The following is a 15,070-nucleotide window of genomic DNA, read 5'->3' on the forward strand; positions in this document are numbered from 1 at the left end:
GCGATCTGCGTCCCCTGCGCAGGCACCCCAACCTCTTGCGCACCTGTGTGCATAGTCCACTTTGAGGCTTCGCTGAATTTTCATCGGCGATCTGGTTGCGATGCATTTCCTCTACGCGTCACCGTAGTTGAGAGAACGAGCGCGACGGTGGTCTTGTTGGACCTCTCAGCCCTTTTGAGGGATCGAGCGCTGTGTTCGCGCCATCGACCCCCTGGACGCGGAGGCTGATTCATGACGATCAGAACCACACCCCCACCCACCCCCACCGTGCGCCACACCGGCACCTTCACCCCGTACCTCCCACCTCCCACCCCCGGTTTTGAGATCCGGTTCGGTCGGACCACTGCGCCCGGGGAGCAGCTCAGTGCGTTGGATCGGGCGCGGCCCGGGCAGGTGCGGGGGCTGGGGCGGGTGCAGCTTCAGTACTGGGGGATGGAGGGGCTCGCCGAAGACGCCGAGTTGGTGATCTCCGAGCTGGTGACCAATGCCTTTCAGCACGGCAGCGGGGACAGTGTCCGCGTATGGCTGGGGCGCACCGCAACCCATGTGCGGATCGAAGTCGGCGGTGGTGGCAGTGGGCCTGAGCTTCGGTCGCGGCAGGCGGGGCCCTGGGAGGAAGGCGGTCGGGGGCTGTATCTGGTCGATGCGCTCGCCGAGTCCTGGGGAGTGGCCTCCTCCGACGGGCGCGTGTGGTGTGCGCTCGCCCTGCCGCGGGAGTCCTGATGCCGACGGCGAGTCCCGACATGGTCGACCTCGCCCGCTGGGTACGGGCGCTGAAGGGCCTGGACGACTTACGGGATCGGCGGGGCGTCGGCGTCGGGAACATCAGGGCCGTCAGCTGGAACCTCGACCTCGGCGGGGTGGACGGTGTTCTGGAACGGCGGCTGCGGGGACAGGCCGCCGTGTTGGCCGACCTCGATCCCGATGTGCTCGCGCTCCAGGAGTGCACCTTCTGGGACGCGGACGAGGAACGCCGGCTGTTCTGGATGGCGGACGTGCTCGGCATGGTTCCGGTGCGGATGGAGCGCTCCCGGTTGGGAGACGGCCGCAATCACACGGCCCTCCTCTACCGACCGAGCGCGCTCCGGCTGATCGGCCGGCGCACCCTCGGCGCGGGGGTGTACCACCATGCGTTGATCAGGGCCCGGCTGCGCCCCGTCCACATCCGGGACGATCGCCATGACGTGCTCGTCTTCGCCACTCACCTCACCCATCTCGACGGCGAGCGCCGGCTCGCCGAGGCACGTTGTCTGACCGACTACGCGGGTCCCCTTCCTGGGATGCCGGATCGCGCCCTTCTCCTGGGGGACCTCCACTGTCGGGCCCGAACGACGTCGAACCGGTGGAGTGGGAGCGCGTACCCCGGAATCTGCTCGCCCGATATCGACTCGTCGCCCCTGATGGGAGCTTCGGCCCCATGGATCGACGGGCCCTGGCCGTCCTCCTCAACGCCGGCTGGGTCGATCCGCAGTCGCTCATCGGCCGGCCCGGTGCGGCGACCGTGGGACACGGGGGCGACGGGCTCGCGCTACGGCTGGACCACATCCTCGTACGGGGGCTGCCGGTCGATTCGTACCGTACCCATGACACTCCCGAGGCCCGGGCGGTCTCCGATCATCTGCCGGTGGTGTTGGACACGAGCCTCATGGCGCCCCGCCTCCCAGGCCGGGAGTCGGAGCCTCGTCCCCCAGACCCGGTGTCGGGTCGAGGTACACCCGCCTGATCGCGGGGAAGCGTTCGCGGAGTTGCTCCTCCGCCTCCTCGCAGGCCCATTCGACCTGGCGGGCACTGGAGGCGTCCCGGAAGTCGACCTTCGCCGCGATCAGGATCTCCTTCGGGCCCTGGATCAGGGTGGTCAGCTCCAGTACGGCCACGATGTGCGGAACGGTGAGGATCTCCTCCACCACCGCTTCCCGCATCCGCCGGGGGAGTGCGCGGCCGATGAGGAACTGGGCGTTGCTGCGGCCCAGTTCCCAGGCCACGTACACCAACAGTGCTCCGATGAGGATCGACGCGACTCCGTCGAAGACGCCCGAACCGCTGAGCTGCGCCCCCAGCAGGCCGCCGGCCGCCAGCAGCAGTCCGGCGAGGGCCGCCGTGTCCTCCATGACGACCGCTTTGACCGCCGTGTCCGGCGTCACCTTGAGGTAGTGGCCGGCGGGCGTGCCGAGGAGGGCGGCCTCCGCGCGGACCTGGCGCACTCCCGTCCGCAGCGAGAAGCCTTCGAGGAGGAAGGCGATCGCGAGCACGATGTAGGAGACGAGAGGGTCGCCCAACTCCTCGCCGTGGGTGAGGGTGTGGATCCCGTCGTAGATCGCGAACACCGCCCCGCCGACGAAGGTGGCGACCGAGGCGAGCAGCGCCCAGACATAGCGCTCGGGCCCGTACCCGAGGGGATGCTCCTCGTCCGCCGGTCGTTCGCTGCGCTTTAGGGCGGTCAGCAGGAGCAGTTCGGTGACGGTGTCGGCCACCGAGTGCGCGGCCTCCGACAGCATGGCGCTGGAGCCGCTGATGATCCCCGCGACCGCTTTCGCCACGGCGATGCCCAGATTGGCGACCGCCGCCACGATCACGGTGAAGGTGCTCTCGGTGGGAACGGCCGCCCCGCTGTCCGGTTCGCTCATGTAGGCGACCGTATGCACTGTTCCGTATGGGGCGAGGGATCCTCGCGCGGAAGTCCGCTCACCTGTGCTGCATACGGTCGAAGGGGCGGGTGGTGCTCCGAGCCGGGGCCTGTGACGGGCGGCGGGCAGGACCTCAGCGCGGGACCCGTATCACTCCCTCCTGGATCACCGACACCGCCAGCCGGCCGTCCTCGGTGTAGATACGGGCCTGGCCCAGGCCCCTGCCGCCGGAGGAGGACGCCGACTCCTGGTCGTACAGCAGCCATTCGTCCGCGCGGAACGGGCGGTGGAACCACATGGCGTGGTCGAGTGAGGCGCCCACGACGTCGCCGACCGCCCAGCCGCCCCGGCCGTGCGCGAGCAGGACCGAGTCGAGCAGGGTCATGTCGGACACGTACGTCACCAGGCAGATGTGCAGCAGCGGGTCATCGGCGAGCTTGCCGTTGGCGCGGAACCAGACCTGGGAGCGCGGTTCGCGCGGGTCGCCGACACTGGCGAACGGCGGGGCGTCCACATAGCGCAGGTCGACGGCGGCCCTGGCCTCCAGGAGGCGTTCGGCGACGTTCGGGTCGATGACGCCCGCGTACGTCGGAAGCATCTCCTCCGCCGTGGGCAGCGACTCGGGCGGAGGCGCTGCGGGCATCGGCGCCTGGTGCTCCAACCCCTCCTCGTACGTCTGGAAGGAGGCCGAGAGGTGGAAGATCGGCTGGCCGTGCTGGACGGCGACGACCCGGCGCGTGGTGAAGGAGCGCCCGTCGCGGATGCGGTCGACCATGTAGACGATCGGGGCGCCCGCATCGCCCGTGCGCAGGAAGTAGGCGTGGAGCGAGTGGGCGGTGCGGTCCGCGGGGACGGTGCGGCCCGCGGCCACCAGGGCCTGGGCCGCAACCTGTCCCCCGAAGACACGGGGGATGACCGCAGGGCGGGACTGCCCGCGGAAGACGTCCTGCTCGATCCGCTCCAGATCGAGGAGGTCGAGCAGTTCGTCGAGTGCTGTGCTGCTGCTGTTCACGATGGCTACAGGCCCATGGACTTGGCGATGATCGACTTCATGACTTCGCTGGTGCCGCCGTAGATGCGGTTGACGCGGTTGTCGGCGTAGAGACGGGCGATGGGGTACTCGTTCATATAGCCGTAGCCGCCGTGCAGTTGAAGGCACTTGTCGATGACCCGATGGGCGACCTCGGTGCAGAACAGCTTTGCCGATGCGGCCTCGGCGGCGGTCAGCTCACCGGCGTCATGGGCGTCGAGGGCACGGTCCACGACCGCTTCCGCCGCATCCACCTCCGCCTTGCAGGCGGCCAGTTCGAACTTCGTGTTCTGGAAGGAGGCGACCGTCTTGCCGAAGACCGTGCGGTCGGTGACGTACTGCTGGGTGAACCGGATCGCGGCGCTGGCCTGGGCGTAGGCGCCGACCGCGATGGCCAGGCGCTCCTGGGGGAGGTTCTGCCCGAGGTAGGAGAAGCCCTTGTTCTCCTCGCCGAGAAGGTCTTCGGCCGGGACCTTGACGTCAGAGAAGGAGAGTTCGGCCGTGTCGGAGGTCTTCAGGCCGAGCTTGTCGAGCTTGCGGCCGACCGCGTACCCCTCCGCCTTGGTGTCCACCACGAAGAGGGAGATGCCGTGGCGGCGGTCCTCGGGGGTGGAGGGGGCGGTACGGGCACAGACGATCATCTTGTCGGCGTGGACGCCACCGGTGATGAAGGTCTTCGAACCGTTGAGGACGTAGTGCGTACCGTCCTCGGAGAGCTTGGCCGTCGTCTTCATCCCGGCCAGGTCGGAGCCGGTGCCCGGTTCGGTCATGGCGATGGCGTACATGGCCGCGCCGCTGACGAAGTCGGGCAGCCAGCGCTTCTTCTGCTCGTCGGTGGCATAGCCGATGAGGTACGGGAGGCAGAGCGCGACATGGACGCCCGAGCCGCCGAAGGAGACGCCCGCACGGGCCGACTCCTCGGTGATGACGGCCTGGAACTTGAACGATTGCTCACCGGCCCCGCCGTACTCCTCGGGCACCTCTATGCCGAAGATGCCCAGCTCACCGAGCTTGTAGTAGAAGTCGCGTGGCGCTTGGCCCGCCGCGTACCACTCGTCGTAGACGGGGACGACCTCGGCTTCGATGAAGGCGCGCACGGTCTCCCGGAACGCCTCGTGGTCCTCGTTGTAAACGCTGCGGCGCACTTACGCCTCCCTCGATGAGATGTCTAAGCGCTTGCTCAGTCGAAGTTACCGGGTGGTTCTCAAAGCTGTCCAGGGAGGGGGAGGCAATGTGCGTCACACCGATGTGGGCGGATCCGCCCGTACGGCGACCGGTGGTGGTCGGCCAACGGTCGTCGGTACGGGCGGGGTGGTGGGCAGCTGTCGGTTGTCATGTGGGCGGTGGTGGACAGCTGTCTGTTGTCGTACGGGCGGTGGTCGTCAGCTGCCGCAGGAGCAGGGCGCTGCCTTCGTCTGTGGTGGGGCCTCCGTGCAGCAGGTGGCGGCCTCTTCGGGGGAGGCGCCCTGGCCCGGGCGGTCGGTCGCTTCGAGTGCGGGCCCCTTGCCCATGCGGTCGGCGTCGGCCTTGACGACGTACACCTCCCAGGGCTCCTGGCCGGGGCCGTGGACCCAGACCTTGTCCTGGAGGGCGTAGCAGCAGGAGGTGTCGTTCTCCTCAAAGGTGGCGAGCCCCGCGTCCTTGAGGCGGGTGGCGGCGGCGGAGACCTGGTCGGTGGAGGCGACTTCCACGCCGAGGTGGTCCAGGCGGGTGGCCTGGCCCTCCTCGCCCTCGATGAGGACGAGCTTCAGCGGCGGTTCGGCGACGGCGAAGTTGGCGTACCCCGGTCGGCGCTTGGCGGGCTCGACGCCGAACAGTCGGGAGTAGAAGGCCACCGACGCTTCGAGGTCGGCGACGTTCAGGGCGAGCTGGACGCGTGACATGACGGTCTTCTCTCTTCTTGTATCGAAGTTTCTCGATTCAAGGTTGCATCCTGGATCGATGAACGTCAACATAGAAGTATGTCGAAACAAGAACTTCCGGTGATCGGGCAGAGCGCCACGGGTCCGGAGTGCTGCCCCGGATTGCTCACAGCGCCGCTGGACGAGGAACAGGCCGTGGTCCTGGCGAGGGTGTTCAAAGCACTCGGAGACCCGGTGCGGCTGAGGCTGCTGTCGATGATCGCCTCGCGTGCCGGCGGTGAGGTCTGCGTCTGCGACCTCACGCCTGCGTTCGACCTCTCCCAACCGACGATCTCCCACCATCTGAAACTGCTGAGGGAGGCCGGACTGATCGCCTCCGAACGGCGGGGGACGTGGGTGTACTACCGGCTGCTGCCCGAGATGACCGACACCCTGGCCGGCATCCTCACCCGACCTTCGGGCGAACCGCTCCCCGGTGCCGCCGGGATCACCGCATGATCGAACGGGGGGTGTCTGCCCGGCTGTCGTTCCTCGACCGCTACCTCGCCCTGTGGATCCTCGGGGCGATGGCCGCCGGTCTCGGTCTCGGCCGTCTCGTACCGGGATTCGGGGACGCGCTGGCGCGGGTCACCGTCGCCGGAGTGTCACTGCCGATCGCACTCGGGCTACTCGTGATGATGTATCCGGTACTGGCGAAGGTCCGCTACGACCGGATCGGCGCCGTGACCCGCGACCGGCGCCTCCTGGTCTCCTCGCTGGTGCTCAACTGGATCGTCGGCCCGGCGCTGATGTTCGCCCTCGCCTGGGCCTTCCTCCCCGACCTGCCCGAGTACCGCACCGGACTCATCATCGTCGGGCTCGCCCGCTGTATCGCCATGGTCATCATCTGGAACGACCTCGCCCGGGGTGACCGCGAGGCCGCCGCCGTCCTCGTGGCCCTGAACTCGATCTTCCAGGTGATCGCCTTCGGACTGCTCGGCTGGTTCTACCTCGATCTCCTGCCCGGCTGGCTCGGGCTCGCGACCACCGGTCTGGACGTGTCCTTCTGGGAGATCGCCCGTGCCGTCCTCGTCTTCCTCGGCATCCCGTTGGCGGCCGGATTCCTCACCCGCCGCATGGGGGAGAAGGCGCACGGCCGTGACTGGTACGAGACGAAGCTCGTGCCGCGCATCGGCCCCTTCGCCCTGTACGGACTGCTGTTCACCATCGTGGTCCTGTTCGCACTCCAAGGCGACGCCATCACCTCCCGGCCCCTGGACGTGGTGCGGATCGCGCTCCCGCTGCTCGTGTACTTCACCCTGATGTGGGGCGGCTCCCTGGCGCTCGGAAAAGCCGTCGGGCTCGACTATCCGAGGGCGACGACGCTCGCCTTCACCGCTGCGGGCAACAACTTCGAACTCGCCATCGCGGTCGCCATCGCCACCTTCGGAGCGACCTCCGGCCAAGCACTCGCCGGGGTCGTCGGCCCCCTCATCGAGGTACCGGTCCTCATCGGCCTCGTCCATGTCGCACTCGCCGTACGCCGCTACTTCCCCGAGCAGTCCGCCGAGGGAGAGCCGGCCTTCGCCGTAGAGGGAGCCTCCCGTGGCTGAGCCCAAGCCGTCCGTCCTCTTCGTCTGCGTCCACAACGCCGGACGCTCCCAGATGGCCGCCGCCTTCCTGAACCGTCTCGCCGAAGGGCGGATCGACGTCCGCTCTGCGGGCTCCGCGCCCGCCGAAACCGTCAATCCCGCCGTCGTCCTGGCCATGGCCGAGCGCGGTATCGACCTCCACGCCGAGGTGCCCAAGATCCTGACTGCGGCAGCGGTCCGGGCATCCGACGTGGTGATCACCATGGGATGCGGCGACACCTGCCCCGTCTTCCCCGGGAAGACCTATCTCGACTGGCGGCTCGACGACCCGGCCGGGCAGGGGCTGGGCGCGATCCGACCCATACGGAACGAGATCGAGCGGCGCGTCCGCGATCTGCTCGACCGACTCCTGCCGCCCGTCTCCTGACTCACGGCCCCGGTTTGTGACTCGCCGCCCCGGTTTGTGACGAGCGGTGGTCTCGTGACGAGCCGGGGCGTCGTCCTCGTGATGCGCGCCGCGCTCGACTCCCGGCGCCCGCACCCGCGCTCTCGTCGTCTCCGTCTCGTACCCGTTCCTGTTCCCGTTCTCGCTCCCCTCCCCCTTCTCCCCTCGCCGTTCCCGTTCTCGCCTCGTACGCGTTTCTCGTCGGCTGTCGGCACCCGCCCCCCATACCGCAGGTGCACCCTTCGCTTCGATATTCGAACCCCTGCCCTTAAAGTCGAAAAAGCAACGAAGCGCAGGAAGAAGCAGGAAGAAAAGGCAACGGATATGAGCAGCAGCACCGAGCAGCCGCGTGGGCCCGTCGACTCGTCCCGCATCCCGCGGTACGCCGGACCCGCGACGTTCGCCAGGCTGCCGCGGCTCGACGAGGTCGACAGCACCGATGTCGCCGTCGTCGGAGTGCCCTTCGACGCAGGAGTCTCCTACCGGCCCGGCGCCCGCTTCGGCGGCAACGCCATCCGTGAGGCGTCTCGGCTGCTGCGCCCCTACAACCCCGCTCAGGACGCATCACCCTTCGCCCTGGCCCAGGTCGCCGACGCGGGCGACATCGCCGCCAACCCGTTCAACATCAACGAGGCCGTCGAAACCATCGAGGCAGCCGCGGACGACCTGCTGGGCACCGGGGCCCGGCTGATGACTCTCGGCGGTGACCACACCATCGCCCTGCCGCTGCTGCGCTCCGTCGCCAAGAAGCACGGGCCCGTGGCCCTGCTCCACTTCGACGCCCACCTCGACACCTGGGACACCTACTTCGGCGCCGAGTACACCCACGGCACCCCCTTCCGCCGTGCCGTCGAAGAAGGCATCCTCGACACCTCCGCCCTCTCCCACGTGGGCATCCGTGGGCCCCTGTACGGCAGGCAGGACCTGACCGACGACGAGAAGCTCGGCTTCGGCATCGTCACCTCCGCCGACGTCTACCGCCGCGGCGCTGACGAGATAGCCGACCAACTGCGCCAGCGCATCGGTGACCGACCGCTGTACATCTCCATCGACATCGACTGCCTCGACCCTGCACACGCACCCGGCACGGGCACCCCCGAAGCCGGTGGCATGACCTCCCGCGAGCTGCTGGAGATCCTGCGCGGACTCGCCTCCTGCAACCTTGTGTCGGCCGATGTCGTCGAAGTCGCGCCCGCCTACGACCACGCCGAGATCACCGCGGTCGCCGCATCCCACACCGCGTACGAACTGACCACGATCATGACGCGGCAGATCGCCGCTGCGAGGGACGGACAGTGACCCACGACCACGACGTCGAACTGAAGCCCACCGCGCGGCAAACCGAAGCGGCGCTCAACCCGCCGCCCGGGCGCACCGGCGGTGACCTCGTCATCGAGACGCTGCGAGGACTGGGCGCGACCACTGTGTTCGGGCTGCCCGGACAGCACGCCCTGGGCCTCTTCGATGCGCTGCGTCGCTCCTCGCTGACGTACGTGGGGCTGCGGATCGAGAACAACGCGGGCTTCGCCGCCGACGCCTACGGCCGGATCACCGGCGAGGTCGCCCCGCTGCTCCTCTCCACCGGGCCGGGCGCACTGATGTCGCTGGCCGCACTCCAGGAAGCAGCTGCGGGCAGTTCCCCCGTACTCGCGATCTCCAGCCAGATCCCCTCCGCCGGGCTCGGCGGAAGGCGCCGCGGCTATCTCCACGAACTGCGCGATCAGCAGGCGTCCGCCCGTGACCTGGTGAAGTCGGTCCACACTGCGCACACCGCTTCCCAGATCCCGTCCGCCGTCGCCACGGCCTGGCAGTCCGCGCTGACCGCGCCGCACGGGCCGGTGTGGGTGGAGATCCCGCAGGACGTCCTGCTCGCGGAAACCGTGCTGCCCCAGGTCACCGCCGTCGACGCCACCCCCGACGACCTCCTGCCCCGACCGGAGTTGACGGCCGTGGCCGCGCATCTGCTGGCCGGAGCGGAACGCCCCGCGATCATCGCGGGCGGCGGAGTGGTCCGCTCCGACGCGGCGGGGAAGCTGCGCGCACTCGCCGAGCGCATCAACGCGCCCGTCGTGACCACGTACGGCGGCAAGGGCGCGTTCCCCTGGACGCATCCGCTGTCCCTCCAGTCCTGGATCGAGGACCGGCACACCACCGACTTCCTGGAGGACGCGGACGTCCTCCTCGTCGTCGGCTCCGGCCTCGGCGAACTCTCCTCGAACTACCACACCTTCGCCCCGCGCGGCCGGATCATCCAGATCGAGGCCGACGCTGGAAAGCTGGAATCCAACCACCCGGCGCTCGGCATCCACGCCGACGCCAGGATCGCCCTCTCTGCCTTGCTGGAGACGGTGGACGCCCGGCCAGACGCAAAGGCACCCGAGCGGGTACGGGCGGTGCTCGACCAAGTCGGCGCACGCATCGCGGCGCAGGACCGGACGCTCGAACAGTCGCTGCTGACCGCTGTGCGCCTGGCCCTGCCCGATGCAGCGCCCAGCTTCTGGGACATGACGATCCTGTCGTACTGGGCTTGGGCCGCCTTCGACGCGCGGCGCCCCAACACCATGCACTCGGCCCAGGGCTCGGGCGGTCTCGGCTATGCGCTGCCCGCCGCACTCGGTGCGGCCGTGGCCGACCCCACCCGTCCCGTACTGGCGGTCTCGGGCGACGGTGGCGCCATGTACTCGATCGCCGAACTGGCCACCGCCAAGCAGTACGGACTGCCGGTGACCTGGCTTATCGTCGACGACGGCGGATACGGCATCCTCCGTGAGTACATGACGGACGCCTTCGGCGAGGCATCGGCCACCGAACTCGCCCGACCCGACTTCGTGGCGCTGGCCGAGTCGTTCGGGGTGCCTGCCGTTCGTACGACCCCCGAGGCGCTCGCCGACGATTTGACCAAGGCACTGGCCGAGCCCGGCCCCTCGGTGGTAGTACTCCCGGTGCTGCTGAAGATGTTCGCGCCCACACACCTGTGAGATCCGGGGGTGGGCCCGGTCCTTCACACGGCTGCCAGGGCCGCCGTTCCGGACCCGCCCCCGTACCTCACTCCCATATCTCACTTCTGTATCCCTCTCCCGAACTCCGTCCTCCGGATCCCGCTCCTGGTGGGTCCCGCCCCCCTCGAACCTCACCACCGACCCCCGAAGGGCTCAGGCCGGGGCCACGAACCCCGATTCGTATGCGGCGATCACCGCCTGTGTACGGTCACGGGCTCCCAACTTCGCCAACACCGCGCTGACATGGGTCTTGACCGTCTCGGTGCCCACGACGAGTTGCGTCGCGATCTCCGCATTGGACATCCCTCGCGCCATCAGCCGCAGCACTGCCGCCTCACGGTCCGTCAGTGCCGCCCGCTGCATGGCCGTGCGGGCGGTGCTGGTGCCGTACTCGGCCGCCAGCGAGCGCACGGCGGCCGGGAACAGCAGCGACTCGCCCTCGGCGACGAGTCGCACTGCGTTCACGATCTCCACCGGACGTGAGCGCTTCAGTAGAAAGCCGTCCGCGCCTGCCCGCAGGGCCTCGTACACGTACTCGTCGTTCTCGAAAGTGGTCACCACGATGATCTTGGGCGGATCATCAACGGTACGCAGGACAGCCCGGGTCGCCTCGATGCCGTCGAGCAGCGGCATTCGCACGTCCATCGCGACAACATCGGGCCGCAGTTGCCGTACGAGAGGGATGACCGCGGCACCATCGGCGGCCTCACCCACCACCTCGATGTCCGGCTGCGCCTCAAGGACGGCACGCAGACCAGCACGTACGAGGGGTTCATCGTCAACGAGGAGAACGGAGATGGGCACCGGGAGAACCTAGGGCCTTTCTTTCGGGTCTTGCCGGGGGTGGGCTTGCTGGGGTCGGGTGCCGGTCGGTCGTCTGAGCCGGGGAGCCTGGTCGGTGCGGTCGGTGCGGTCGGTGCGGTCGGTATCGGGTTTTGTGTGTTGGGTGTTGTGCGCCTGGCCGGTGTCATGCAGTGGGTGCCTGGGCTGGGTGTCTGACGCTGCTTCTCCGGCACCGGGTGTCTGGTGTCTGGGCTGGGGTGTCTGGTGTCCGGGTCGGGCGTCGGGGTCGGGCGTCCGTAGGAAGGGTCCCGGGCGGTCACTGACGACGGGTCCACGGTGCCTGGCTTACCACGGACCTCACGGCAGAACTCACGGCAGACCTCACCGGAGGGCATCCGCGGACAGGTCCAACGGGAGGCGCACCCGGACCTGCCACTCACCCCGGTGCGGCCCGGTCGTGGCATCCCCGCCCAGCAGCGCCGCCCGCTCCCGTATGCCCCGCAAACCGCTGCCGCCGTTGCGCCCGTGCACACCGGCAGTACCAGACAGCGGATTGAGAACCTCCAACTCCAACGTGCCGCCCACGACGGCGATCCGTACCCGGGTCGGCACCGGCCCCGCGTGCCGCAGCACATTGGTCAATGCCTCCTGCATGATTCGGTACCCCTCCCGCGACACGGGACCCGGGACGGCCCCTATCGGACCTGTCACCTCCGCCCGGACCTCCGCGCCCGAAGCACGGGCCGACTCCAACAAGCGGTCCGTGTCACCGAGCGTGGGCCGACTGCTCACCGGCTGGCCCGACTCGCGCAGCACCGCCAACACCCGTTCCAGATCCTCCAAGGCCGCCCGTCCCGTCTCCTCAATCGCGGTCAGTGCCCGCTCGGTGAACTCTGCGTCTCCCGTCGTCCTGGCTGCGCCCGCCTGCACCACGGCCACCGTCAGCGCGTGGCCTATCGAATCGTGCAGCTCGCGGGCGATGCGATTGCGCTCCAACAACTGCTCGGTGCGCTCCTCAAGCGCGGCGACCCGCTCGGCCGCCGATGGGCCGAGCAATTGGAGCGCGACCATGGTGATCAGATGACCCGCCCCCACGACGGCCGCCAGGAGGACGACTATCGGCAGCGGCGCGAGCAGCGCGTACCACCAGTGGCCACCCGGCAGATCCAGAACGGAGAACCGGTCGGGGTCACCCGTCGACGCCAGGGCCAGATCGTTGGTGAGCCCGGGCAGATGCACGGTGAGAAAGCTGACGGCCAGCCCCAGCACCAGCCGGATCTCCAACCAGAGCACGGTGCGCCAGCGATCCGCCCAACTCGCCGAGGGAGCGGCCGAGATTCCCGACGCCGAATCCTTGAAGCCGTGGGGCGTCAGCAACAGCCGCGCCTGAAGCCCCTCCGCCAGCCGCACCGCGGGCACCATGCCGGCGAATGCCAGCAGCAGGACGACGAGATAGGGGTGCTCGTCGTCGATGAGGATCCACATGCCGACGATCACCACGCTGATGAACAGATGCAACCAGCGGGTGTAGGTAACTGCTCGGATCAGCGGGAGAAGGAGGCGGGACATTCCGTCATCGTGCCAGCGCAAGGCAGGTGACGGCTCCCCCGGGAGGGGGAGAGAAACGCCTCGGGCGGGGGAGGTGGCCATGCCTGGGAGATACGAGGCTTACTGCCATGACCAGCATCGACGTAGTGAACTTGACCAAGGAGTACGGCCAGAGCCGTGCTGTGGACGAGCTGACGTTCAGTGCGCTGCCCGGCAAAGTCACCGGCTTCCTCGGCCCCAACGGCGCGGGCAAGTCCACGACCATGCGATTGGTGCTCGGCCTGGACCGACCCACCTCCGGCACTGCCACCATCGGCGGGCGTGCCTACGCCTCGCTCGCCGAACCACTGCGCACGGTCGGGGCCCTGCTCGACGCCGGGGCAGCACTGGGTGCCCGCACCGCCCGTGACCATCTGCGCGTACTGGCGGCTGCCGGTGGGCTTCCGGACCACCGGGTGGGAGAAGTCTTGGAGAGGACGGGGATCGCCGCCGTTGCCCGACGCAGGATCAGCACCTTCTCCTTGGGAATGCGACAACGGCTGGGGATTGCGGTGGCGTTGCTCGGGGATCCGCAAGTGCTGATGCTCGACGAGCCCACCAATGGACTCGACCCTGAAGGGATCATCTGGATACGCGCGTTGATGAGGGAATTCGCGGACGACGGCCGCACGGTCCTGGTCTCCAGCCATCTGATGAGCGAGACGGCGGCAGTCGCCGATCAACTGGTAGTGCTCGGCAAGGGCCGACTGCTCGCCGACGCGCCTCTTCAGGACTTCCTGGACGAATGGACGACACCGAAGGTGCGGCTGCGGACCACGGAGGGGGAGCGGCTGCGCCAGGTCCTCGTCCGCAAGGGATACCGACCCGCCCAGGCCGACGACGGTCGATGGACGGTCGAGGGCGCCCGAGTGGAGGAGATCGGCCCCATAGCCGCCCACGAAGGCATCCCGATCCTCGAACTCGCCGGTGAAGGGGCCTCTCTGGAAGCCGCCTACCTCGCCCTGACCTCAAGAGAAGCCGAGTTCACCACAGCCGCGCCTACCGCACCACAGGAGGTCTGAGCATGTCCACCACGTCCCTCGCCGCCACCCGCTCGCCCCTCCACTCCTCAATACGTTCCGAGTGGTTGAAGATCGTGTCCGTACGAGGGCAGTGGGTTGCCCTGGCCGCGGTGTTTCTGGCGACGCTCGGATTCTCCGTACTGATGAGCGGCTCGTTCACCACAGAGGACATGGCGAAGCCGGACTTCGACCCCCTGCGCTCCGCCTACTACGGTCTGAACTTCGGCCAGATCGGCATGATTTCCTTCGGCGCGATCGCGGTCGCCGGGGAGTACAAGACCGGCGCCATCCGCCTCTCCCTGCTGGCCGTGCCCCACCGGGGGGCCTTCTACGCCACGAAGCTCGCCGTCATCGGTGCGCTGTCCCTCGCGGTGGGCCTGGTGACCAGCTTGACCTGCTTTCTCGTGGGGCAGGCGCTCATGGACGACCACGGAGTCGGGCTGACCCATCCCGGCGCACTGCGGTCGATGGTCGGGTGCGGCGTCTATCTGGCGCTGATCGCCTTGTTCTCAGCGGGGGCGACCATGCTGGTGCGCAGCGCACCAGCGGTGATCTGCACACTGATACCGCTCCTGATGATGGTGTCCTTCATCGTCGGCGACCTGGAGGACGACGGAGGCATAGCTGACTTCCTCCCCGACCGCGCCGGCCAGCAAATACTTCTCCAGGACCCGGTGGGTCCCTTGAGCCCTTGGGCTGGGCTGGGTGTGCTGCTGCTGTGGACCTGCGCCGCGGTGTGGGCGGGGTGGGTGAGGCTGCAACGGAGGGATGGTTGAGCGGGGGGCGGCTCGCGAAGCGGATCCGCGATCCCGGTCGTTTCCGCCGAGCGCTTTCGAGCTTCCTCCTGGAAGGGGTGGTCGTCTTGGGAAGGGTGCTCATGGGAGTGGCATCAACTCCGCTTCGGCGTTGTGCACCGTCCTGCACAGTTCGGCCGGGTGGGCTCGGCGGAAACCTCTCCGCAGTGCAGAAACTCACGAGGGCGGCGCACGCCGACGGGGTGTCGGGGTATGCCGCCCTGGAGGGGGTTGGGCTGTGAGTGACAGCCCGGGGGCTCACTTGGGGTCGCGGTTGAATTGTGCGGTTGACCAGCGGTAGCCGAGGACGATGAGGCCGAGGCACCAGGCGATGGCGATCCACCAGTCGTTGC

14 protein-coding genes and 2 pseudogenes are annotated in these 15,070 nt (G+C 68.6%); 9 read left to right on the forward strand and 7 right to left on the reverse strand.

What is annotated here, in order from left to right:
- Positions 1–231 precede the first annotated feature (231 nt).
- Both ABZ348_RS32570 and ABZ348_RS32575 read left to right on the forward strand, forming a co-directional pair.
- Positions 232–723, forward strand: a complete 492-nt coding sequence (locus ABZ348_RS32570) for an ATP-binding protein (RefSeq protein WP_358939247.1) — start codon at positions 232–234, stop codon at positions 721–723.
- A gap of 20 nt (positions 724–743) precedes the next feature.
- Positions 744–1,400: pseudogene (locus ABZ348_RS32575) on the forward strand (endonuclease/exonuclease/phosphatase family protein); the annotation flags it as partial.
- A gap of 243 nt (positions 1,401–1,643) precedes the next feature.
- Here ABZ348_RS32575 and ABZ348_RS32580 read toward each other — a convergent pair.
- The 4 genes from ABZ348_RS32580 to ABZ348_RS32595 all read right to left on the reverse strand — a co-directional run bounded on the left by ABZ348_RS32580 (position 1,644) and on the right by ABZ348_RS32595 (position 5,537).
- Complete coding sequence (locus ABZ348_RS32580; RefSeq protein ID WP_358939249.1) at positions 1,644–2,624, reverse strand: cation diffusion facilitator family transporter; 981 nt, start codon at positions 2,622–2,624, stop codon at positions 1,644–1,646.
- A 133-nt stretch (positions 2,625–2,757) separates the two neighbouring features.
- On the reverse strand, positions 2,758–3,636 hold the full coding sequence (locus ABZ348_RS32585) for an acyl-CoA thioesterase II (RefSeq protein ID WP_358939251.1): 879 nt from the start codon (positions 3,634–3,636) through the stop codon (positions 2,758–2,760).
- Between the two features lie 5 nt (positions 3,637–3,641).
- Positions 3,642–4,799 carry an acyl-CoA dehydrogenase family protein gene (locus ABZ348_RS32590; RefSeq protein ID WP_358939252.1) on the reverse strand — a complete coding sequence of 386 codons (1,158 nt, stop codon included), beginning with the start codon at positions 4,797–4,799 and terminating at the stop codon, positions 3,642–3,644.
- A 237-nt stretch (positions 4,800–5,036) separates the two neighbouring features.
- A complete protein-coding gene (locus ABZ348_RS32595; protein WP_358939254.1) occupies positions 5,037–5,537 on the reverse strand; it encodes an ArsI/CadI family heavy metal resistance metalloenzyme in 501 nt (166 codons plus the stop codon).
- 78 nt (positions 5,538–5,615) lie between these two features.
- Here ABZ348_RS32595 and ABZ348_RS32600 point away from each other — a divergent pair, with 78 nt between their 5' ends.
- From ABZ348_RS32600 to ABZ348_RS32620, 5 genes are all read left to right on the forward strand, one after another.
- Positions 5,616–6,014, forward strand: coding sequence for a metalloregulator ArsR/SmtB family transcription factor (locus ABZ348_RS32600; protein WP_358939256.1), 399 nt, complete (start codon positions 5,616–5,618; stop codon positions 6,012–6,014).
- Entirely contained in the window at positions 6,011–7,108 is a 1,098-nt protein-coding gene (arsB, locus tag ABZ348_RS32605; protein ID WP_358939258.1) for an ACR3 family arsenite efflux transporter, read from the forward strand. The genes ABZ348_RS32600 and arsB overlap by 4 nt, the downstream gene beginning before the upstream one ends.
- Positions 7,101–7,514 carry an arsenate reductase ArsC gene (locus ABZ348_RS32610; RefSeq protein ID WP_358939260.1) on the forward strand — a complete coding sequence of 138 codons (414 nt, stop codon included), beginning with the start codon at positions 7,101–7,103 and terminating at the stop codon, positions 7,512–7,514. Before arsB ends, ABZ348_RS32610 begins: the two co-directional genes overlap by 8 nt.
- 342 nt (positions 7,515–7,856) lie before the next feature.
- Complete coding sequence (speB, locus tag ABZ348_RS32615) at positions 7,857–8,831, forward strand: agmatinase (RefSeq protein ID WP_358939262.1); 975 nt, start codon at positions 7,857–7,859, stop codon at positions 8,829–8,831.
- On the forward strand, positions 8,828–10,510 hold the full coding sequence (locus ABZ348_RS32620; RefSeq protein ID WP_358939264.1) for a thiamine pyrophosphate-binding protein: 1,683 nt from the start codon (positions 8,828–8,830) through the stop codon (positions 10,508–10,510). The genes speB and ABZ348_RS32620 overlap by 4 nt, the downstream gene beginning before the upstream one ends.
- 174 nt (positions 10,511–10,684) lie before the next feature.
- On the opposite strand, the gene ABZ348_RS32625 is transcribed toward ABZ348_RS32620, so the two are convergent.
- Complete coding sequence (locus ABZ348_RS32625; RefSeq protein WP_358939266.1) at positions 10,685–11,335, reverse strand: response regulator transcription factor; 651 nt, start codon at positions 11,333–11,335, stop codon at positions 10,685–10,687.
- Between the two features lie 360 nt (positions 11,336–11,695).
- Positions 11,696–12,883 (reverse strand): histidine kinase, encoded by a 1,188-nt coding sequence (locus ABZ348_RS32630; RefSeq protein ID WP_358939268.1) that lies wholly within the window; start codon positions 12,881–12,883, stop codon positions 11,696–11,698.
- Between the two features lie 107 nt (positions 12,884–12,990).
- On the opposite strand from ABZ348_RS32630, the gene ABZ348_RS32635 reads away from it, so the two are divergent.
- Both ABZ348_RS32635 and ABZ348_RS32640 read left to right on the forward strand, forming a co-directional pair.
- A complete protein-coding gene (locus ABZ348_RS32635; RefSeq protein ID WP_358939270.1) occupies positions 12,991–13,923 on the forward strand; it encodes an ATP-binding cassette domain-containing protein in 933 nt (310 codons plus the stop codon).
- A gap of 2 nt (positions 13,924–13,925) precedes the next feature.
- Complete coding sequence (locus tag ABZ348_RS32640) at positions 13,926–14,699, forward strand: ABC transporter permease (RefSeq protein WP_358939272.1); 774 nt, start codon at positions 13,926–13,928, stop codon at positions 14,697–14,699.
- 276 nt (positions 14,700–14,975) lie between these two features.
- Here the strand turns inward: ABZ348_RS32640 and ABZ348_RS32645 are convergent.
- A pseudogene (locus ABZ348_RS32645) lies at positions 14,976–15,070 on the reverse strand (ABC transporter permease); the annotation flags it as partial.

Source organism: Streptomyces sp. NPDC005963, assembly GCF_040638655.1.
In the GTDB taxonomy this organism is placed as follows: domain Bacteria; phylum Actinomycetota; class Actinomycetes; order Streptomycetales; family Streptomycetaceae; genus Streptomyces.